General features: G+C 45.7%; 17 protein-coding genes. 10 read left to right on the plus strand and 7 right to left on the minus strand.

The genetic code is table 11. From position 1 onward, the window contains the following. Window positions 1-5 precede the first annotated feature (5 nt). Genes hrpB through DOM22_RS03535 form a run of 3 tightly spaced genes read right to left on the minus strand, consistent with a single transcriptional unit; the run spans window position 6 to window position 3,933 of the window. A complete protein-coding gene (hrpB, locus tag DOM22_RS03525; RefSeq protein ID WP_142699060.1) occupies window positions 6-2,552 on the minus strand; it encodes an ATP-dependent helicase HrpB in 2,547 nt (848 codons plus the stop codon). Beyond that, complete coding sequence (locus DOM22_RS03530; RefSeq protein ID WP_142699061.1) at window positions 2,549-3,205, minus strand: SAM-dependent methyltransferase; 657 nt, start codon at window positions 3,203-3,205, stop codon at window positions 2,549-2,551. Before DOM22_RS03530 ends, hrpB begins: the two co-directional genes overlap by 4 nt. Continuing rightward, window positions 3,205-3,933 (minus strand): HAD family hydrolase, encoded by a 729-nt coding sequence (locus DOM22_RS03535; protein ID WP_142699062.1) that lies wholly within the window; start codon window positions 3,931-3,933, stop codon window positions 3,205-3,207. Before DOM22_RS03535 ends, DOM22_RS03530 begins: the two co-directional genes overlap by 1 nt. A gap of 89 nt (window positions 3,934-4,022) precedes the next feature. Here DOM22_RS03535 and DOM22_RS03540 point away from each other — a divergent pair, with 89 nt between their 5' ends. From DOM22_RS03540 to DOM22_RS03555, 4 genes are read left to right on the plus strand one after another with little or no spacing between them, the layout of a single operon-like run. After that, entirely contained in the window at window positions 4,023-4,916 is an 894-nt protein-coding gene (locus tag DOM22_RS03540) for a phosphate/phosphite/phosphonate ABC transporter substrate-binding protein (protein WP_142699063.1), read from the plus strand. Continuing rightward, window positions 4,917-5,696 (plus strand): phosphonate ABC transporter ATP-binding protein, encoded by a 780-nt coding sequence (gene phnC, locus DOM22_RS03545; protein ID WP_142699064.1) that lies wholly within the window; start codon window positions 4,917-4,919, stop codon window positions 5,694-5,696. Continuing rightward, window positions 5,674-6,681 (plus strand): phosphonate ABC transporter, permease protein PhnE, encoded by a 1,008-nt coding sequence (gene phnE / locus DOM22_RS03550; RefSeq protein ID WP_142699065.1) that lies wholly within the window; start codon window positions 5,674-5,676, stop codon window positions 6,679-6,681. Before phnC ends, phnE begins: the two co-directional genes overlap by 23 nt. Window positions 6,682-6,694: 13 nt before the next feature. After that, on the plus strand, window positions 6,695-7,099 hold the full coding sequence (locus tag DOM22_RS03555; protein ID WP_142699066.1) for a thioesterase family protein: 405 nt from the start codon (window positions 6,695-6,697) through the stop codon (window positions 7,097-7,099). Here DOM22_RS03555 and DOM22_RS03560 read toward each other — a convergent pair. Further along, entirely contained in the window at window positions 7,017-8,003 is a 987-nt protein-coding gene (locus DOM22_RS03560; protein WP_142699067.1) for a carboxylesterase, read from the minus strand. The two genes, DOM22_RS03555 and DOM22_RS03560, sit on opposite strands and share 83 nt — an antisense overlap. Window positions 8,004-8,310: 307 nt before the next feature. Between DOM22_RS03560 and DOM22_RS03565 the strand changes: the two genes are divergently transcribed. After that, window positions 8,311-9,111: a GYF domain-containing protein gene (locus tag DOM22_RS03565; protein WP_142699068.1), complete on the plus strand. Its 801-nt coding sequence runs from the start codon at window positions 8,311-8,313 to the stop codon at window positions 9,109-9,111. A gap of 38 nt (window positions 9,112-9,149) precedes the next feature. Here DOM22_RS03565 and DOM22_RS03570 read toward each other — a convergent pair whose 3' ends face one another. Both DOM22_RS03570 and DOM22_RS03575 read right to left on the minus strand, forming a co-directional pair. Then, window positions 9,150-10,976 carry an ABC transporter ATP-binding protein gene (locus DOM22_RS03570; protein WP_246845835.1) on the minus strand — a complete coding sequence of 609 codons (1,827 nt, stop codon included), beginning with the start codon at window positions 10,974-10,976 and terminating at the stop codon, window positions 9,150-9,152. Beyond that, the gene (locus DOM22_RS03575) at window positions 10,969-12,723 is read right to left on the minus strand and encodes an ABC transporter ATP-binding protein (RefSeq protein ID WP_142699069.1); all 1,755 of its coding nucleotides are present in this window, start codon (window positions 12,721-12,723) and stop codon (window positions 10,969-10,971) included. The genes DOM22_RS03570 and DOM22_RS03575 overlap by 8 nt, the downstream gene beginning before the upstream one ends. Window positions 12,724-12,811: 88 nt before the next feature. Between DOM22_RS03575 and DOM22_RS03580 the strand changes: the two genes are divergently transcribed. Next, window positions 12,812-13,546 (plus strand): helix-turn-helix transcriptional regulator, encoded by a 735-nt coding sequence (locus tag DOM22_RS03580; RefSeq protein ID WP_142699070.1) that lies wholly within the window; start codon window positions 12,812-12,814, stop codon window positions 13,544-13,546. 90 nt (window positions 13,547-13,636) lie between these two features. Continuing rightward, window positions 13,637-14,443, plus strand: a complete 807-nt coding sequence (locus DOM22_RS03585; protein ID WP_246845836.1) for a murein L,D-transpeptidase catalytic domain family protein — start codon at window positions 13,637-13,639, stop codon at window positions 14,441-14,443. Here DOM22_RS03585 and DOM22_RS03590 read toward each other — a convergent pair. After that, the gene (locus DOM22_RS03590) at window positions 14,426-15,097 is read right to left on the minus strand and encodes a TetR/AcrR family transcriptional regulator (RefSeq protein ID WP_168196542.1); all 672 of its coding nucleotides are present in this window, start codon (window positions 15,095-15,097) and stop codon (window positions 14,426-14,428) included. The two genes, DOM22_RS03585 and DOM22_RS03590, sit on opposite strands and share 18 nt — an antisense overlap. A 177-nt stretch (window positions 15,098-15,274) precedes the next feature. Here DOM22_RS03590 and DOM22_RS03595 point away from each other — a divergent pair, with 177 nt between their 5' ends. From DOM22_RS03595 to DOM22_RS03605, 3 genes are read left to right on the plus strand one after another with little or no spacing between them, the layout of a single operon-like run. Beyond that, the gene (locus DOM22_RS03595; RefSeq protein WP_142699072.1) at window positions 15,275-16,729 is read left to right on the plus strand and encodes a TolC family protein; all 1,455 of its coding nucleotides are present in this window, start codon (window positions 15,275-15,277) and stop codon (window positions 16,727-16,729) included. A 2-nt stretch (window positions 16,730-16,731) separates the two neighbouring features. After that, window positions 16,732-19,962 (plus strand): efflux RND transporter permease subunit, encoded by a 3,231-nt coding sequence (locus DOM22_RS03600; RefSeq protein ID WP_142699073.1) that lies wholly within the window; start codon window positions 16,732-16,734, stop codon window positions 19,960-19,962. Then, window positions 19,937-21,220 carry an NAD(P)/FAD-dependent oxidoreductase gene (locus tag DOM22_RS03605; RefSeq protein ID WP_142699074.1) on the plus strand — a complete coding sequence of 428 codons (1,284 nt, stop codon included), beginning with the start codon at window positions 19,937-19,939 and terminating at the stop codon, window positions 21,218-21,220. Before DOM22_RS03600 ends, DOM22_RS03605 begins: the two co-directional genes overlap by 26 nt. The last annotated feature ends 38 nt before the right edge of the window (window positions 21,221-21,258 follow it).

Raw genomic sequence — 21,258 nt, forward strand, 5'->3', positions numbered from 1 at the left:
CCAATTTAGAATCGACGGCGGCCCTTGGCTTCTGGAGTTCCATCGGCAGGATCTTCAGGCCATTGGTGTTTGGGGTACTTGATTCGAAGTTCTTTGCGAACCTCGGGATAGCCGTTTTTCCAGAAGCTTTCCAGATTCGAAGTCACCTGAACCGGGCGGAAATTAGGTCCCAATAAATGAAACGTCAAAGGCACTTTGCCCGAAAGAACTTTGGGAGTTTCCATCATGCCGAAAACTTCCTGGATGCGAACTTCCAGGTAAGGAGCTTTGTCGGATGGATAAGTTACTTTGATGTGACTGCCACTGGGTACGGTGATTCGTGCAGGTAATTCTTTATTGAAAGCTCTAATGAAGTCCGCAGGGAAAACGTTTTCAATAAAGAACACCAGGTCTTTTTCGAAAACACTCTGCAGTTTCTTTTCACCCATGCTGGCTTGGGAAAAGGCCTCAAGCTTTAAATCCTCAAGTTGTTCGTGGCTAAATGAAAATTCGGTGTCAAGAGTGCCATTGTCGATATGGCGTCGCCAGAATTCCAGTCGCTCCCACCACTCCGAAAGCTTTTCATTGTTCTTTAAAACTAAGGGCCATTTTTCCACCAGGACTTGGGGCAACTTGGCTTCCACTTCATCTGGAGAGGCGGGCAACAGCGACGGCTCCTCGAGTGGCAGACCGAACAGAGATTTATACTCGCGAATAAAAAACTGACCTTTTTCTTCAATAAATGTCAGATCACGAATCTTTTGAATTTCGTCTTTAAAGTGCGAAAGGATGAATTCTTTCGTAAAGCCACAAGCCAGACTGACAATGGTTTCAGCATCGCTGCTGCCCTCAACACCACTTAAGGCGACAAAGAAATCCGATGTCTTAACCAAGGAGTCCTGCTGCAGCTTTACACCGCGACCGCCGACCATCAAAGCTCGATCGGATTGACCACGACGACGGCACAGGCGATCCGGAAACGCGCGAAGTAAGAGAGTGCGCATTTCTAAATCTTGCGATTCGGCCTGGATGTTTTTAACCCCGCCTAATTTTTTGGCCAGTGCCAGAATCTGATTTGCAGATTGAGAGACAGTCTGTAAAGCCAGGAAGCCTGCTTCACGGGGAGCTTTGCCGGATTTTTTAAACTGCTGTAAAAGATCCAATCGTACCGTAAGATCGCATTCCGTTTTATCACCTAAAAAGGAACTGACGAATTCACGGCGTAAGAAATCCCGCTCTTGCAGTATCGCTGCAAGTTCAGAGCCCAATTCCAAAGAATTTCTGTCGCCAGCCACCAACATCAATTTTGCCAAACGTACAGGCAATGGGAAGTGCAAGATCTTACGCCCCAGATTAGTAATTTTATTAGTGTCGTCAATGGCACCAGCAAGTTTCAGATATTGGGCAGCTTTATCGATGGCAACATTTGCCGGCTTTTCAAACCACGAAAACTTGTGGAAATCACTAACACCTTGGGCGGCAAGAAACAGAAGGCTTTCTGTCAAATCAATACGCTGAATTTCTGCGATCTCGCTTTTTGAAAATGAATGCTCATCAAGTTTATTCCACATTTTGTAGGCAAAGCCGGGGAACTGACGGGCGGCTCGGCCCGCACGTTGAATGGCGCTGGACAGACTGATACGGCCCAATTCCAGTCGGGAAAATCCTGTGCGATAATCCTGCTTCATGTTTTTCGCAAGACCCGAATCGATAACGGTATTCACGCCATCCAGTGTGACAGAGGATTCAGCGATGTTAGTCGAAAGTATAATTCTTTGGCGCGCACCTTTTTGTAAGGCACGTCTTTGATCTTCTAAATTCAAAGAGCCATGCAAGGGAATAAGATCGATCCCTTTACCATTTGCCCAATCTTCCAGGGTATTCTTGGCGCGTTCAATCTCTCCCACGCCAGGTAGGAAAACCAAAATATCTTTCGAAGTTTTTCCAGCAGCTTCACGTACAAGCTGCGCGAGATTATCAAAGAATGACGGAAAGGTTTGAACAATCTGGGAGTTTTTTTGATAGATAACTTCCAGGTCATAGAGTTTACCTGGAACACTGACGACGGGAGCATTTCCCAAGTAGCTTGAGATCTTTTCAGCTTCAAGAGTTGCTGACATCACCAAAAGTTTGATATCGCGACCAAGTTCTTGCAGTTCGCGGATAAGGCCCAGGGCCAAGTCTACGTGCAAAGAGCGTTCATGGAATTCATCCAGAATAACCAGGTCGACATCGGATAACTCCGGGTCATCCAACATCTGACGGGCAAGCAAAGCCTCGGTCATAAATATAAGGCGTGTTTTTGCAGAAGTTTTATTGGCAAAACGAACTTGGTAGCCGACTTCTTCCCCAATGGTCCAACCATTTTCGTCGGCGATACGATGTGCGGCAGCGATCGCGGCCATTCTTCGGGGTTCTAGAACGATGATTTTATTTTTAACCACATCCAGTAAGGCAGGAGGCAGGCGAGTTGTTTTACCCGCGCCGGGTGCCGCAGTCAGAACCAGATTCTGCCCTTGTAGCATCTGTTCTTTGATGGAAGGTGTGAAATCATCGACAGGAAGATGAATCATGCAGGATAAAGAAGCAGCATGAACTCTGCTTTTTCAAAAGGAACTTTCTTGGCGATTTGGTCAATCGTGCCTTCCAGATTCAATTCATCTTCCTGAGAAAGATTCAAAGACAAAAGCATGCGACGATTTGGAAAGTGATCTTTCATATCGCCCAACATTTTTTTCAGGCGATAAGGCGTATCCATCAAAATGATGGCGCGCTTTTCTTTGGTCAGCTCACGCAAAGCTTTAGCCCGCGCTTCTGTTTCTGCAGGAACAAATCCGCGGAATAAGAACTCATCAATGCGCTGACCACTTAAGGACAGCAGGCCCATCAAAGCCGAAGCACCCAAAACAGATTTTACAGGAATATTTTTTTGACGACACAGGCGAACCAAATCTGCACCTGGATCACAGAACCCCGGGGTTCCGCAATCAGTCACCAACGCCACCATTTTCTTTTCACACAAAGGCACCAAAGCAGCTTTATCATCCGGAGTAGAATGCTCGTCCAGGATCTCATAGGTTTTTCCAGAGATGCCGTGAACGCGTAATAATTTAGAAGCTTCTTTCGTACTTTCACAGATCACCACTTCGCAATCTTTCAGAATTTGCAAAGCACGTAGCGAAATCTCGCTGGTATCACCGATCGGAGTTGCCACTAGGTACAACATTAAGAGTTCCTTTGATTCAGGACAAAATTCATAATTCGTGGAAGGTCAGGAGGTGGTTCTGCCTTGCCCGAGTGGGTGCTGTCAAAAAAAATACTTTCGACACGGGGGCATTTCGCTCCCATAAGGTTTAAAATAACGGGTTCATTGTCAAAGAAGTAAACTTTGTCATATCCCTGTCGGTCCTTGGCTAGAAACCAGTCTGTTTTGTATTCCGCATCGTCCATGGATTTATCGGGCTTTACGAAAAGGACGGCTTTATCATTTAACGGAAAATTCCATTGCTGTAATTGGTGTGTCGTACCAGGCTCCATGCGATGCAGGTCACGACCTGTAAGGTAAGCGACCTCAGCCCCGGCTTTCATCACTTCGTGAACGTATTCCAGGGCCCCCTCGTTGGGTGTATCGAATTTTAAATAGTCGTTCGAGAAAAAATGCTTACGCCAGTACAAGGAGACGGCTTCTTGAAACTCTGGATGGTGACCATCCAGCCCGGCTCTTTGCAAAGCATTGGTAAAACCCCAATCCGTGTGTTCTGTTTTTATTTTTGAAAAGCAGGCAACTTGTTCGGGAAAGCGTTTGATATTCTCAGGGTCCAAAGCAAAATCCATCAGGATTTTTTCGATACGGGGACTGACGTCAAAGAGGGTCGAATCCAAGTCGAAAACCACGAGGCATTTTTTTCCCTCGGTAACCAAGGTGTGAATATTGACAAGGATTTGATCGATCATGGGGCCATCGTAGCGTTTAGGGTCCAGTTAAGGCAAAGACTTTGTTAACAGAGGCTCGGTCCTTTTATAGAATATTCGTGGGGGTTTTCATGAAGCTTCTTTTGAACTGCGCTTTACTTTTGTGCGTCTTCAGTATTTCCAGCTGCAATTTTAAAAAAGCCGCATTAGGTACTGCAGAAAATCCAATTAAATTTCATCTGGTGCCCTCCGTGGATGCCAAAGTTCTTGCGGATAACTCGAAGCTGTTGAAAGAGTATCTGGAAAAATCCACACCTTATAAGTTTCAGATCACAATTCCCCAATCCTTCGTAGCGGTCGTGGAATCATTTGGCACGAACAGAGCTGATGTCGCAGCGATCAATACCTATGGTTATTATATGGCGAATAAGTCTTATGGTGTGCAAGCGCGCTTAACGGTGATTCGCTATGGATTGGGAACTTATCAGTCACAGTTTCTGGCCCGCAGTTCCAGTGGTATCAAATCATTGAAAGACTTTAACGGCAAAAAAATGGCTTTCGTTGATCCAGCGTCTATGTCGGGTTACTTGCTTCCATTAAAGACCATGAAAGATAAAAAAATTGAGCCGAAGGAAACTGTCTTTGCTATGAATCATGATGCTGTGGTGTCGATGATTTATCAGGGTCAGGTGGACGGGGGAGCGACTTACTACAGTCCGCCGCAAAATGGTCAGATCGAAGATGCCCGTCGTCTGGTGAAGCTGCAATATCCTGATGTTGAACAAAAAGTAAAAATCGTCGAGCTATCTGAACCCATTCCCAACGATCCCATTGTTTTTCGCAAAGACATGCCTGAGGAAATGAAAGAAAAGATCTGCGATGTGCTATTGGAATGGGTGGCGACACCTGAGGGAAAAAAATCTTTGGATCTGATGTTGGGAGCGACCAATTTGAAAAGATCCACGGATGCCGATTATGAAAGCGTTCGCGAAATGTTAAAACAAATGCTTCCGGCAGGAAAATAAATGAGCACACCATTTTTGTCGGTGAAAAACCTAAACAAGACTTTTCCTAACGGTGTGCAAGCTTTGCGCGACGTCAGCTTTGATGTGCAAAAGGGCGAGTTCTTGGTGGTGATCGGGCTCAGTGGTTCTGGAAAGTCCACCCTGATGCGTTGTCTGAACCGCCTGCAAACTCCCAGCAGTGGTGAAATTATCTTCGAAGGTTCGGATATCGGTAAACTTCAACGCCCGGATCAAGTGCGCTCCCTTCGTCGTAAGATGGGAATGATCTTTCAGCACTTCAATCTGATTCCCCGTCAAAGTGTGATTAAAAACGTATTGATGGGCGCTTTGGGTGTTAAAAAAACTTTGCCCAGTCTTTGTGGCATGTTTTCGTCCCAGGAAAAAGACGAGGCCTTAAAAAATTTAAAACTCGTAGGAATCTCCGAAAAAGCACATTTGCGCGCTGATCAACTGTCCGGCGGGCAAAAGCAACGGGTGGCCATCGCACGAGCCCTGATGCAAAATCCCACGCTGTTGCTCGCAGATGAGCCGGTGGCTTCATTGGACCCGGCAACCTGTCATGTGGTGATGGACTACCTGAAAAAAATCAATCAAGAGCTCGGCATTACCGTCGTCGCGAATCTGCATTTTCTGTCTTTGGTGCGAAAGTATGCGACTCGAGTCGTTGCTTTGAAAGAGGGGCAGATCGTTTTCACGGGAAAACCTGAAGAGATCACGCAGGAATGGTTTCAAAAAATTTACGGAGAAGGGACTCAGGATGTTGCGCCGGATATTTTTTGATGCCTTGAGTGTCGCATTCTTACTAAGCTGCACGGCCGTTGCATTGTTCGTGACCAGCGAAGAGCAGCTTTTGGATTTAACCAAAGATGTACTATTTGTCGCCGTCTTTATGTTGATTGGGGTTGTTGTCGCTTGGGCCTTGCGAAATATGAAAGTGCGCACCTTGGGTGGTGCTTTATTTGATCTGCATCCTGCGACGGAGCCTGTTCCGTGGTATCGCTCCTTCTGGGGCTGGCAGTTTGTTACATTGCTGGTAGTTTCTTTTGTGGTGGCCTTAGTTAAGACGGAGTTTTCCTTGATTGAGTTACTCGACCAGAATGGTTTTGCCGGGGCCGTTCGTCTTTTCAAAGGGCTCTTTAATCCGAACTGGGAGGTTCTGCCTCGAGCCGTTTTAAATATTATTGAAACAATCTTCATGGCCTTTCTTGCTACCAGCATTGCCATTCCTTTTGCATTCGGCTTAAGTTTTTTCTGCGCCAAAAATATTATGCGGGGTCCGGTGGCCTATCCGATCTATCTGGCTTTGCGAACCTTCCTGAATGTGACTCGTTCTATTGAAGCATTGATCTGGGCCATTATTTTCTCGGTGTGGGTGGGGATTGGTCCTTTCGCGGGGATGCTCGCACTCATGATTCATTCTGTGGCCTCCTTAGCAAAACAGTATTCTGAAATGGTAGAGGCGGTCGAAGATGGTCCGATTGAAGCCATCGAATCAACAGGAGCTAACAAGGTGCAAACCATCTGGTATGCGATTGTCCCTCAGGTGGTTCTGCCTTATATTTCATTTACGGTCTATCGCTGGGACATTAACGTAAGGATGGCAACAGTGATTGGCTTGGTGGGCGGTGGTGGTATTGGAACCATGCTGATTCAATATCAAGGCCAAGCCATGTGGCGCGAAGTGGGATGCATTATCGTCGTGATCGCCGTTGTTGTGTGGGCTTTGGATCTTGCCTCTGCGCATATCCGCGAAGCCCTAAAATAGAAAGAGGAGCACCATGAGTGAATTTGGTAATTATAAACTTTTGATTCGCGAAACACATATCGATTCTTATGGTCACGTGAATAATGCAACTTATTTGTCTTTGTACGAGGAAGCTCGTTGGGAGGCGATCACACCGCGAGGCTTTGGCTTTAACGACATTCATCGTCTGCAACAAGGCCCTGTTATTTTGGAAGTGAATATCAAATTTCTAAAAGAAATTAAGCTGCGTGAAAACATCACGATCGTTTCCAGCATCATGGACTACGAAGGTAAAATCGGTCACATGAAACAACAAATGATCAAAGATGATGGCACGGTTGCCAGTGAAGCCGTGTTTACCTTTGGATTATTTGATTTGAAAGCTCGTAAAATGATTCTCCCCACTCCGGAGTGGAGGAAAGCCTGTGGTCTTGAATAAGATTTTTGCCTTCCAGGTGATCGATCATGGCACTTTTCATTTCCTGCCATCTTCTTTGTCCAACCGAGGCTGCATCAATCATCAAATGATGAAAGATCGACTGCCAGCTAAAGGGACGTTTGTGAACAACAAACGTCTTCCATTCATCTAAGCGATAGTTTGCAATAAAAGACCTGATGCCAGAAGGGCTGACCAACTCATCTAATGGATCAATAAATAAAAGTGTCGGCACATTGATTGCCTGGCGGTTGGGATGTCGATTAGCGAAGTTTGCCAGTTCAAATGTCGCTCGATAGGCCGAGACCGGTGTCCCAGTGGAGTTTGCAAAATAGTTTTCTCGATTGAATAGATTGGGAATGACGGTAAGCGGATTCAGGGTTCTTAAAATGCGCATAATAAATGCGGTTCTGCGAATCGCCACTGCGGGAGCAAACAGAACCATTTTATCAAAGTGAACTTGCTTGTACTTACTCGAAACAGTGACGCCGATCACCCCACCCAAAGAATATCCGACATAGTATATAGGCATTCCATATTTCCCGGCTCGTTCGTTGGCCTGGCAGTAAGCGCGAAGGGCATCGCGCTCCCACATCTCTGCCGTGACATGTTTAAAAATGTTCAAATTATTATTGTGTCCCGAGAGCGACAGGCGCAGAACGTCGATGCTGTTTTCGCGTAATGCATTTTCAATCGACACCATTCGCGCCGGATTGTTATTCAGTCCATGCACCACCAATGCTACGCCTTTGGCAGGCTGATAAGCAGAAAGGCGCCACAGCGTTCGCGAGTCGCTTCCCCTCATCAGGGGTGGACAGTTGCCGGCAAATAAATCCAGAGAAAATAGAAGAATAAGGAAAGAAAAGAGGCCGAGAAAAAACGCGTTTCTCATTTCAACATCCCCCACGAATGCCCGACCTGGTCGGTTGTAGCTTTATTTCTTTTATCCTAGGGAATCGCTTTTGGTAGTAAACGAACGAGTGTATGTATTTACCGCGGTCGAGGGGGCTAAGACACAGGACTGGTCCTAAGAGCGGGTCTGGTGTTTCATTTGGAGAACATGAATCCCTGTTTAGGCTTATTTGCAGCTCAGTGGAGAATGCTTAAAAGTTTGACGAAAAATCGTGGAACATTTTAGCTTAAAATGTCTAATATCCGACAGTTAAGTCGACTGGATTTTGCACCGATAGTTATTCCCAAGGAGCACTGAACAAATGGGAAAACAATATTATCTTTCAAATAATGGGACTCATATTGGACCTTACACTTTTGAAGTCGTCCTACAAAAAGTTGAATCCCATGAGCACCAATGGACAGATTATGTTTATGATGAATCAATCGGTGACTGGATTATGTTGATGGAGCATCCTGAGTTTTCAGCGAAGGTCACATCAAAACCTGCAGCTCGTCCAGAGTCCGCTCCCGGCAAACCAGAAGAAGTTGCAGAGACAATGAAAGATAAAGAGTGGTTCATCCTTAAAGAGGGAAATAACTACGGACCTTTTTCGCCCGTTGAAGTTGTGCAAATGCTTCAGGAGAAAACTCTTTTTGAATACGACTATATTTGGCATGCACGCATGGCAAATTGGAGCCGTGTAGCTGAAGTTGAAGAATTCGCACCAGACAAAATCCGTGCGATGAAGCAATCCTCTGACACTGGTTTGGCAGAGATCTTCTTCCGCCGTCGTCATGCGCGCGCAGCTTACGGTGCAAGCCTGATTGTTCATAATAACAAAACAGTTTTCCGTGGACAGGCGCTTGAGATCAGCGCTGGTGGAGCGGGTGTCTTGATTGACAATCCGAATTTACAACCGGGTCAATCGTTGTTCCTTCACTTTCAACCAGGTGATGGCGTGCCGCCGTTCAATGCTGTCTGCCAAATCGTTAGCAAACAGTTCATCAAAGAGATGGCGCCAAGAGGAACGGACGCGGTAAGATACGGCGTGAAGTTTACGACAGTGAGCCAATCAGTTCGTGAAAGTATCAAAAACTTCACGACACCCAAAGCAGCTTAAGATTATTTACAGAAAAGATTTTAATAGTGGCAGAAGGTCTAAGACTTTTCTGCCACTTCCATTTTAGGGACTTCGGAATCATCGATCAAAGGTGATTTGGCCCCAGCTGAAGCAAATTGATAGTACATACCTTGAGCGGCCATCAATTCCTGATGAGAACCCACTTCCATTACTTCCCCCTGGTTCAAGACAACGATGCGATCGCACTGTTCAATTGTCGACAGGCGGTGAGCAATGATGATGCTGGTACGACCTTTGGTGATCTCGCGAGTGGCTTCCTGGATAATGTGCTCGCTTTCGGAATCGATATTCGCTGTCGCCTCATCCAATATCAAAATGTCAGGGTTGAAAGCCAAGATGCGCGCAAATGCGATCAGCTGACGTTCGCCCACGGAAAGATTGGCGCCGCGTTCATCGACGGGACTGTTTAAATCGCGTCCTGTACGAGTCAATAGCCCCATATAGCCGGTTTTCTCGCAGGCTTTTAGTATTTGCTCGTCAGAGACCTTTGGATCCCCCAGGCCAATGTTACCGCGAATAGTCCCGCGGAAAATAAAGTTGTCCTGCTGTACGACGCCGACGTGATGGCGAATTTCTTCGCGTGCGATTTTTTCGATCGGCAGGCCATCGATAAAGATCGATTTTTCAGGCGCATCATAGAAACGCTGAAGCAGGGAAATAAACGTGGATTTTCCACTTCCCGTACGACCCACCAAAGCAATAGATTCCCCGGGCTGGAAGTGCAGGTTCACATTTTTAAGTACCAACGGCAGATTTTCTTCATAGCGGAAATTCAAATTGCGAATTTCAATGTCACCACGAACCATTTCTGTTTTCTGCAAAGAATCCAATTCATACTCTTTGTGCTCATCCATCAGCGTGAAAATTCGTTCGGCGCTGGTAAGTGAATTTTGGAACTGTTGATATTTCTCCAGGATTTCGCGTAAAGGTGGGATGAAATCTTGAATGTTCATCAGAAAGGCCACCAAGGAGCCAATCGCGATGGAATTTTCGGCGCTCATCAAGCCCCCGAAATATAGGGCTGATGTGATCGTAACCGCATTGAACAGATTCATAATCGGTTGCATCATTGCATAGGCATAGATCGAGCGCATATTCGTATCGCGATAATCTGTGGACAGGTTCGAGAAGCGATCGCGGTTACGACGGATGCGGTTGTACAACTGTACAACTTTGATCCCGTTCAGATTTTCCGCTAAAAAGGCATTAATCACTGAAAGCTTTTTTTTCTGTTCGTGCAAGATATCGCGGATTTTATTGCTTAGGTAAAACGAAGCCGCGATAAACACCGGAGCTAACAACAAGGAAATCAAAGTCAGTTTCCAGGAAATCAGCGCCAACGCCACAACCACCGAACAAATCACTACGAACTGTGTGAAGACCGTGATCACGCCTTCCGTGAAAAGCTCACCTAAAGAGGCGACGTCATTCGTAAGACGAGTGACAATGCGCCCAGTGGGAGTCTTATTAAAGAATTGCAGAGGCAATCTTTGCACGTGGTTCATCAAGTCTTCGCGCAAATGAAACAACATGCGATTCCCAAACAACTGAAAAAGCATATTGTTAGAAAATGAAAAGCATGTGCGCAAGATTTCAAGTCCCAGATAGGCAAAGGCTACCTGTGTGAAAAGCTCATAGTTCTTACCCTTCACACCGTGATCGATCGCATATCCGATCAAGGCTGGCACCAGACGGGCGACCAAAGCTCCACCAAAGACTGCAAAGATGGCAGCAAATAGCAAAACCTTTTCACGACGGGCATAGGGCCACAATCTTTTAAATAAAACCGGATAAGTGACTTTGGTTTTAACCAAGTCTTCATTCATGAAGTTATCATTACTCATGATTCACCTCCTGGCCTTGAATGCTAACGGTTTTTTGGAATGTCGGGCTTGCTTTTAGAACTTCCTGGTAAGTTCCCAGCGCCTCCACTTCACCATCACGAAGGATTAACAGGCGATCCACAGTTTTAAGCGAAGACAGGCGATGAGCCACGATGATTCGACTCATGGAACCCTTGTCTTTACCAAGTTCATTTTCGATCGCTTTTTCTGTGCGGGTGTCCACGGCGCTTAGCGAATCATCCAAAATCAAAACGGGGGTTTTCATAATCAATCCCCGGGCAATTGTCAGACGCTGTTTTTGGCCACCAGATAAATTCACTCCACGCTCGCCCAATTGGGATTCAAACTGATGGGGGAGTGATTGAATCTCGCGGGTTAAATCCACGGTTTCGGTCATACGCAGGATATCCTGGTCTGATGCGCGCTCGGTTAAGCCGAAGCTAACGTTTTCTGAAATGCTTTCGCTGAATAGGAAGGCCTCTTGAGGAACCAACAGGAATGTCTTACGCAAAGATTCCTGTGTGATGTCTTCAATCGCATGACCATTCACCAAGATCTCACCCTCGGTTAATGGGTATAGACGTGTCAGCAAGTGCAACAAAGTTGTTTTACCAGCTCCCACCGGGCCCATGATGCCCAGGCTTTCTCCCGCTTTAAGCGTGAAAGAAACATTCTTTAAAGCGTAAACGGTACTGCTTTGATGTTTGTAGGAAACATTTCTGAATTCCAATTTCTCAAAACGTGTGATTTCAATTTTTCCGTTATCAGGGATGTCGGTATCCGTTTTCAAAACATCTTTGATACGTTCAAAGGAGGCATAGCCTTTTTGCATCATCGAAAAGCCCATGCCCAATGCTGTCATCGGCCAGACCATTTTTTGAATATAGCGATGAAATGCAAAGAACGTCCCGATTGTGACCGTACCGGCATACAAGTCGTCTTTCGCGACAAAGAGCAGGATCACGCTTCCCGATGTCACGCCGAACTCCATAACCGGAACGAACAGCGAGTCCACTTTGGCTACTTTGTTGCAAGCTTTCTCAAAAGCAGCACTGACACCGTTAAATAATTGCGTACGGTTGTGTTCCTGGGAAAAACTTTTGATCACGCGGATGCCACCGACAGTTTCCTGGGCAACGCCAGTAAGTTCGGAGAAGCGATCTTGTTGAATTTTGTAATTCGTGTGAATCAGTTTCATCACTTTCCAGATCATCAAGGGAACTAGTGGCAGAAAGATCAAAACCTTCCAAGTCCAAGACCAGTTCATCATCACCATGATCGGAAATACGATCGCAATGATGATCACGCCATCTGCCAGAATCAAAAGGCCCGGTCCGATGGCCTGACGGAAAGACTGCACGTCATTCGTCAAAAGACTCATTAACTCGCCCACCTGATTCTTGTGGAAAAAATTGGGACCCAGTGAAGTTAGATGGTTGAAAATACGACGGCGAATATCTTCTGCCGCATAAGTATGGAATTTACCAAAAAACGCACGCCAGCCCAGGCGAGTGGCTGCGAGGCTTGCCATGACCAAGGCAAAGATCATGCAGGTCTTGGTGACTTCACTCATCGGTGCGCGGGCTTCAATGCTGTCGATGATTTGTTTCATCACCAACGGATAAATCCCGTCCAGCGCATTCGTGAAAAGCAAAAACAACATCCCTAAACTAAAAGCGCGGGGATTGTTTTTTATATAAAATAAAAGAGGGCGTTTAAAAAGAAGAGCGTTTTCTGAGGGCTGCATCGTGGACAACTCTAATGAATATAAGGAAATCCGACAAGGGAATTGCGTCAGGTACTAATATACAGTACTCTGCTAAGTGGAGGCTGGTATGTCGCAAATAGATCAGTTTTTGGCGTCGTTGAAACGCGCTTTGAAAGCAAAGAACGTACTCTACAGGGATTTGGCTAAAGCGCTAAACCTCAGCGAATCCAGCGTGAAACGTATTCTTTCCAGTAAAAGCCTGAGCTTAGAGCGTTTAGAAGAAATCTGTCGTGTGGCGGATCTTAGTTTTTCAGAAGTGGTTAAGTCCGCAAATCTGGAAGACGGAACGCAAATTTATCTTCTGACGGATGAGCAAGAGCGCGCCTTGGCCGAAAACACACGTCTGCTGCATTACTATATGTTGCTTCATGACGAGCGCACTCCGCAAAAGATCGAAAAAGAATACCAAATTCCCAAAGCGGAGGCCCAAAAGTATCTTTTTCAGCTGGATCGATTGAATTTGATCGAACTTCATCCGCGCGACAAAGTAAAATTCAAACGTCATGGATTTTTGCGTTTCCGCAGAGATGGGCCCATTGGTAAAGCCCTTTTTGAACAAATGAAGACGACTTATTTGATGTACGATTTCAAGCCCGAGGATTTCGTGCGCTTTACGTTAATCAAAATCAGTCCCTCGACATTAGCGAAGTACAAAGGGAAAATGGAAAAGCTGGCGATGGAAATGCAGGAAGATTCTCGCTTCGATGCTGAGCATAACACGGCCACAGTGGATGCTGGTGTGTTGATGGCTTACCGACCTTGGACATATTCCTACATGGGCGCAATCAAGAAAAAAGAATAGATCTCCAGAAAATTTGTTTTATCTCAGGAGCGGTGGTGTGTTGCAGTTCCCTGGTTGCAGTGCCACCACTCCTTTGCGAATCTTGATGATATGAGAATCACGCTTTTGTCATGCCTAAGCAGCATTGTTATCTTGTTGTCTTCAGTTTTATCTTTGGCGGTGAACGCGCCGAACTCTATGTTCAATCGCAAAACAACGACGGGGCAAAATCTTTATCAAACCGTTTTGTCTCAAGGAGTCGCGGAAGAGCCCGTGAATCTTTTATTTCGCATGTTCGATTATAATGCGGGTCGAATTGCGAATACTAAGACTGCAGTGATCGTGGACTACTCCCTGATTTCCGTTGAAAAGCGCCTGTATTTCCTGCATCTGGATACGGGTGTGGTGGAAAGATTCTATGTGTCTCATGGAATTAATTCTGGCGTTTTAGAAACGCGCAGCTTTTCAAATCTAATGGATTCCTGGAAAAGTTCCATTGGATTTTACTATGCAAAAGGCACCTATAACAGTGCCAAGAATGGCCCCTCCTTAAAGCTCGAGGGGATTGATCGCTCCAATGACAATGCCAAGGATCGCTTGATCGTTTTGCACGGAGCAAAGTATGTCAGCGATGATTTTATTCAACGCAATGGTCGCCTCGGTTGGAGTCAAGGTTGCTTCGCAGTTGCACTCGAGGTTTTGCCAGTGCTGCTAAACTCTTTGCAAAATGGTAGTTTGCTTTTGTCCTATCACAAGGATCTTTGGAAATATGCGCGCCAGTATCCTACGGAGCAAGAGGTGATGGGCAATGAGGTCGTGCCTCCTGGAGTGAACATTCGCATCACTCCTGAGGAACAAGTGGATCCTATCCCTCCCGCCGACAGCTCGGAATACATGAAATCACTTGTGGGTGCTTAAAGACTCGGCCAAACCAGTGATGAAGATTTTCAATTTCGCTTGGATGCTCTCCACGTCGGTGCCAAGTAAGATCCTATCAAAAAACATAGAGCCATGAAAATATGTATCAAAAATTTCCATCGCCTGTCTTAAATCGACGTCCTTTTTCACTTTTCCTTCCGTGCGAAGTACTTCGAGGCGCTCAATAACCTGATTAATATAAAGACTGATGGGAGCGATTTCGCGAATGCGTTTCAAAAACTTCGCATCCACAAGACATTGGCCCAGCACGATTTTAAAAAACTCCTCGTCCTTTTTGCAATGATGTTCGAACATAGAGTCCACCAATGAAGTTAACTCTTCGTGCACTGTTGCTTGCGCTGGGTACATAAGCGTATCTTGTTGAACTTTATCTTTGATATGTGTTTCACACACCGCAAGCAACAGCCCCATTTTGCCGTCGAAATAGCGGCCTATAAGTGATTCGTTGACCTTGGCTTTGTCGGCGATCATGCGGGTTGTGGCGCCATTAAAGCCGTGTTTTGCAAAGATATCCTCGGCGGCCTGAAGCAGGCGTTCTTCGGATGCGGATCTATCTCTTTTTTTAGTCTTAGATCGAGAAGCGGTCTCTTTTTGATCCGTATTCTTCGATAAAGGTTGAGAGGTGTCTCCCATATTGAGCTCCTGGGTTATCTTTTTTAAAGCACATAAGCACTTGAAAGTACTTATTAATAGTAAATGTATCATAAAATAAGAATGTCCACAAGTAAGTAATTGCTTGAGTACTTCGTAAAAATGCCGTAAAAGTATGTAAGTAAGTGATTACTTATTAGTGAATCAGGAGATGGACCCATGATGAACCAGGGTGGAGCTAAAAACGACAGATGTTTTGTACTGCGAGCTGCTATGGCTTTCCTTTTAATAGGAATAGCTGCAACGAAAGCTCAAGGTGTCACGTTGACTCAATATCTCGAGCAAGTGCAGACCGACAGTAACAGTTATAAAGGAACTACTACGCAAGCAGAAGGTAACAACCTTGAGGCTCGCGAAGCAGATTTGATTTTCACCCCAAAACTTTTTGCTGAATTCAATACGGGTCATGACGGTAAACCAAGTCAGCCGAAAATGTATGATCGCGTGAATACTGAGACATACTCTTTGGGCATTCAGCAACAATTCGATTTTGGTTTGCAAAGTAAGTTGTACTATACAATGCAAAAGACAACCTTCGACAATGCAGGATCTGCATTCACAATGTCTAAATATTGGGATGCGACTCCTAAGATCGAATTGACAATGCCAGTGTGGGGCGGTGGTTTCGGTAGTACCGCTCGTGCGAACGCGGATTTGCTTCGTCAAAGTAACTATGCCGAGCAATATCAGGCTTCCTACCAGTCAACAGCTTACTTGGCGCAAGCTGAAGCTGCTTACTGGAAACTTTCTGCGTGGTCTGACGTTGTTAAAATTCAAGAAGCCGCTTCTAAATCAGCGAACGATATCATGAGCTACGTAAGTCGCAAGCGCAGTATGAACCTAGGGGAGCAAGCCGACGTGGTTCAAGCTCGGGCCTTGGTTGAAGCTCGTGGTTTGGAGTTGCAAGTGGCTCGCAATGAACAACGTGAGGCTCTTCGTACCTTCAACAAATTTTTAAATAGACCAGCGACAGCTCCAGTGGACAGTCTTGAAACAGTTCCTTATGCAGAGCTGGAAAAAATCACTGTACCGACGGCTCGCCCTGGCGAACGTTACGATGTGAAAGCAACGCAGGCTCAACTACAAACAGCGAAAGCCAATGCTGTAGTCGTGAAAGAACGTAACCGTCCAACCTTAGATATTTATACAACTTACGCTTTGAATGGCCGTGATGATGATTATAACCAAGCGATGAAAAACGCAGGTTATACGGACACGGACACGGGCTATATTGGCATGCGCTTCAACATGCCTTTGAATATTGGTGCAGCAGGCGACACCAAAGCTGGTGCGGATAAAAACGTCAGAGCAGCAGAATACAATCGGGAGTACGCGTTGTATGCGCAAGAACAAGACTGGATCAATTTAACTCAAAATATTACTGATGCGCGCGACAACTTGGTTTTGTTGGGTAAAATTGAACAAGCGCAAAAGACTAAATTGGACGTGGAAAGAACACGTCTTCGTCAGGGTCGAACAACAACGTACCAAGTATTGTTGTTCGAACAAGATTACTCAGCTTCCGCTTTGAACCGCGTGAAGTCTGCAGCGAATATCCTGGCACTGCAAACACAAATCAAACTTTACCAAGCCTCTCCTGAGGAAGGGAAATAGTCATGAGCTTACCAAAGATTTCCATCAGCAGACCGATTTTTATTACCTGCGTAACCATTGCGATCGTTGTTGTCGGTTGGGCCGGATACAAATCCATGCCGGTCGACTTATTTCCTGACGTATCCGTTCCGGTTGTAACTGTACAGACGACTTATAAAGGTGCAGGTCCTTCCGAAATTGAAACTCTGGTATCTCGTCCTATCGAAGACGAAGTCAGTACAATTTCCGGTATCAAACGTATGACTTCCAAAAATATGGAAGGTGTTTCGCAAGTTATCGTCGAGTTCGTTTCGTCAGTGGACTCGAAATACGCGGAACAACAAGTACGTGATAAAGTAAATATCGCTAAGCCGAAACTTCCAGATGAAGTTGATGACCCAGTTATCAAAAAATTCGACCCGTCTGATACGCCTATCTTGATGATCGCATTGTCTTCAAAAGGAAACATCGGGGACGCGGCTCTTTATGACATCGCCGATCAAATGATCAAACCTCGCTTGGAACAAGTGAACAACGTGGGTGCGATCGATATCCTGGGTGGTCGTAAAAGAGAAATTCATGTTCTTTTAGATCGCAACAAACTTAAAAACCGCGAGATCTCCGTTACCCAAGTGGCAGGTCAAGTAGGCGCCATGGGGCAGAACATTCCATCGGGTAAAGTAAACCAAGGTGGTAAAGAGCTGGTATTCCGTGGTTTGGGAGAGTTTAGAAATACAGCTGACGTTGCAGATACTTTGGTAAATCTTTACGGAAATGAAGTTCCAACGCGTGTTTCTGATTTGGGTGTTGTTAAAGACACATTGGAAGACGAAGCGTCTCGCGCCTTTGTAAATGGCGAAAAAGCGATCTTCTTGCAAGTCTATCGTCAATCCGGTTCCAACACTGTGAAGGTGGCCGATGACGTTATCAAACAAATGGAGAAAATCCGTCCAGAGCTGGAAAAAATGGAAGGTGCGCCACAAATCAAACTGGTGACGAATGCTTCGCAAAAAATTAAAGACAATCTTTATGACGTGAACGAGACGATCATCATCGCGATTCTTTTGACAGTTATCACAGTGTTCTTCTTCTTGGGTAGCGTGCGTACGACTTTGATTACGGCGGTTTCATTGCCTGTATCTTTGATCGGTGCCTTTATGTTGATGAAGCTTGCGGGTTTCTCTTTGAATATCGTATCGATGTTGGCCTTGACCCTTGCGGTTGGTCTTCTGGTCGACGATGCGATCGTCGTCGTGGAAAATATCTATCGTCGTATGCAATTGGGTGAGAATTCCCTGGTGGCTGCGGAAAAAGGTACGACAGAGATTCAAATGGCCGTTATGGCGATTTCTCTGGTTGTTATCGCGGTATTCGTTCCAGTAGGTACGATGTCCGGTACAATCGGTCAGTTCTTAAAGCAGTTCGGTTTCACGATTGTATTCTCGATGATCATTTCTTGGTTCGTTGCGATGACAATCATTCCGATGCTGACAGCTTACTTTGCGGGTGAAGGTCACGGAGGCCATGGGGGTTCTCACGAAGACTTTAAACCTACAAGTATCTATGACAAAACATTGGGCCGTTTAGTGCGTGGCTTCGACCGCTTCCAATCGATGCTTGAAAGATATTACGAAAGACTTCTGCGTGTAACTTTGCGCCATCCAATTATGACGATCGTGGCGACATTGATGATCTTCTTCCTGTCGATCTATACGGTGACGAAAGTTCCGGGAACATTCATCCCGGATGACGACTCGGGCGAGATCACAGTAACTCTTGAGATGACTCCGGGTACAAGCTTGGATGGTATGCAGGAAGTCTCTAACAAGATCGATAAGATTATGCACGCAGACCCAGCTATCGATTACACAACTATGATCGTTGGTAATATCTATGGTGAATCAAACAAGGCGAGCTTCTACGTTAGAATGAAAGACGTAAAAGGCAGAATGAAAACGGAGGCTTTCCGTGATCATTTACGTCAAAAGTTCGCAGACTTCGCTTTCGCAAATCCAGTTGTTAAGAAATACGACTCTACGGGTGGTATGGCTCAGCAGCCCTTTGTGATGAACATCATCTCTCCAGATCCAAAAGATCTAGAGTCATCAGCGACGAAATTGTTGGATGCTTTGAAAAAAGATCCACGCTTTAAGGACGTGGACTCGAACTATCGTCCTGGTAAGCCGGAGATGCAGGTCGAGCTGAAGCCCGGTGCGGCAAAAGCATACGGTATCAATACGTCAACAATGGGTGCCGAGCTTCGTGCACAAGTTGAGGGAATGACGCCAGCGAAATTCCGTGAAAAAGGACGTGAGTATGAAGTTCGTGTGCGGTTGATTGAAAACCAACGTGACTTGAAACAGACGTTCAATGATGTCTACGTTCCGAACGTGAATCGCAAGTTGGTTCGCCTGAAAGATGTTGCGAACGGTGATCTTTCCTCCGGTCCGGCATCGATTGATCGTATGGATCGTGGTCGTTACATCCAGATCACTGCGGGGCTTGCTCAAGGTGTTGGTGTAAGTACAGTTATCGCTGACGTAGCAAAATGGACTGCCGAGGGGGGCCAAACAGCATTCCCTTCAAGCGTTCGCTACAACTTCGGTGGTGATGCCGAGAACCAGCAAGAACTTGCGGGTTCTACAATGATGGCCTTAGGTTTCGCGGTGATGTTCATCTACTTGATCCTGGCGTCACTTTATGAGTCTTTCATTACGCCGATTACAATCATGGTGGCCTTGCCGCTTGCATTGTGTGGAGCTTTCTTGGGTCTGTATCTTGCGAATCAGATGCTTTCAATGTTCGCGATTTTCGGCTTCTTTATGTTGATCGGGGTGGCGGGTAAGAATGGTATCTTGTTGGTAGATACGACGAACCAATTAATGGCCGAAGGTAAAACACGTGCAGATGCCCTGGTGCAAGCGGGTAAAACGCGTCTTCGTCCAATCTTGATGACTTCATTCGCCTTGATCGCTGGTACATTGCCAGTGGCAATCGGCATGAATGCGGCATCTAAAACTCGTACATCTATGGGGGTGGCGATTATCGGTGGTATGATTTCATCGACAATTCTAACCCTGATTGTGGTACCTGCCGTATTCACGTATGTCGATCGTTTCAGAGTTTGGGCAAATAAACTGGGCAGTAAAATGACTTCTGCTACAAAAGAAGAAACGTCTCACGAGGAAGCCACGGCTGGCGCACCACGCGAAAGTGGAGTCAGTGATTATGCCGTTACAGCACCCGAAAAATAGTGAGAAAAAGTTAGTCGTAATTATCGGTGGAGGTTTCGCGGGATTAAATGCCGCGAAATCTTTGGCCAACAAGGACCAAGTCCACGTTGTTTTAATTGATCAGCGCAACCATCATCTGTTCCAACCTCTATTGTATCAAGTTGCAACGGCCGGATTAAATCCTTCTGATATTGCCGTTCCCATTCGCGCCCAATTTTCTAAAGTTGAAAATGTAGAAATTCACATGGGTCGTGTCGAAAGTGTAAATCTGGAAAAAAAGTTCGTTATCACTGACGGTGTTGAACTTTCCTATGACTACCTCATTGTCGCAGCCGGTGCTCAGCACAGCTATTTTGGAAATCCCGAATGGGAAGAGCATGCCCCTGGATTAAAAACTGTGGAGCAGGCCACAGAAATTCGTCGTCGCATTCTTTCTGCGTTTGAGGCTGCCGAAAATGAAATGGATCCAGAAAAACAAAAGGCGCTGCTAAATTTCGTCGTGGTGGGAGCTGGGCCCACAGGAGTGGAGCTCGCAGGTGCCATTGCTGACATCGCTCGCACAGTGTTGGTAAAAGATTTCAATCATATAAATCCTGCGAATGCGCGCGTGCTGCTCGTGGAAGCAGGTCCTAAAATTTTAGCTTCGTTTCACGAAAAACTCTCGGAACACGCGCTGCAGGATTTGAAAGACATCGGTGTGGAAGTGCGTGTTTCCTCTCGCGTTGAAAAGATAGATGAAAACGGAGTGATAATCGCCGGTGAATTTATACCCTCTCGCTCTGTTTTTTGGGCGGCAGGTGTGCAAGCTTCTCGAATGAAATTCACTCCAGATGTTGCTAAGGATCGCGCGGGTAGAGTTATTGTTCGAGATGACTTCTCAATTGAGAATTTTAAAGACACTTTTGTTATTGGTGACATGGCCCATTTCGAAATCGAAGAAAATAGATCTTTGCCAGGATTAGCTCCTGCGGCAATGCAAGCTGGTAAATTTGTAAGTAATGTGGTACTACAAAGTATCAAAGGGAAAGCGCGAAGCTCCTTTAAGTATCTTGATAAGGGCCAAATGGCCACTATCGGAAAAAGAAAAGCGATTGCTCAGTATAACTCACTGAGAATGACTGGAGTCATCGCTTGGTTAGCTTGGTTATTCGTTCACGTTTTATACCTGATCGGATTCAAGAACAGAATCTCTGTCATGGCAGAGTGGACGTGGAGTTACATCTTCTCCAAACGCGGGGCACGTCTAATTACTTCAAGAGATTGGAAATTGAAGAACTAAAATTTAACAAAAACTGAACAGAATCTTAATTGTAACAA

Source organism: Bdellovibrio sp. ZAP7 (assembly GCF_006874645.1).
Lineage (GTDB): Bacteria > Bdellovibrionota > Bdellovibrionia > Bdellovibrionales > Bdellovibrionaceae > Bdellovibrio.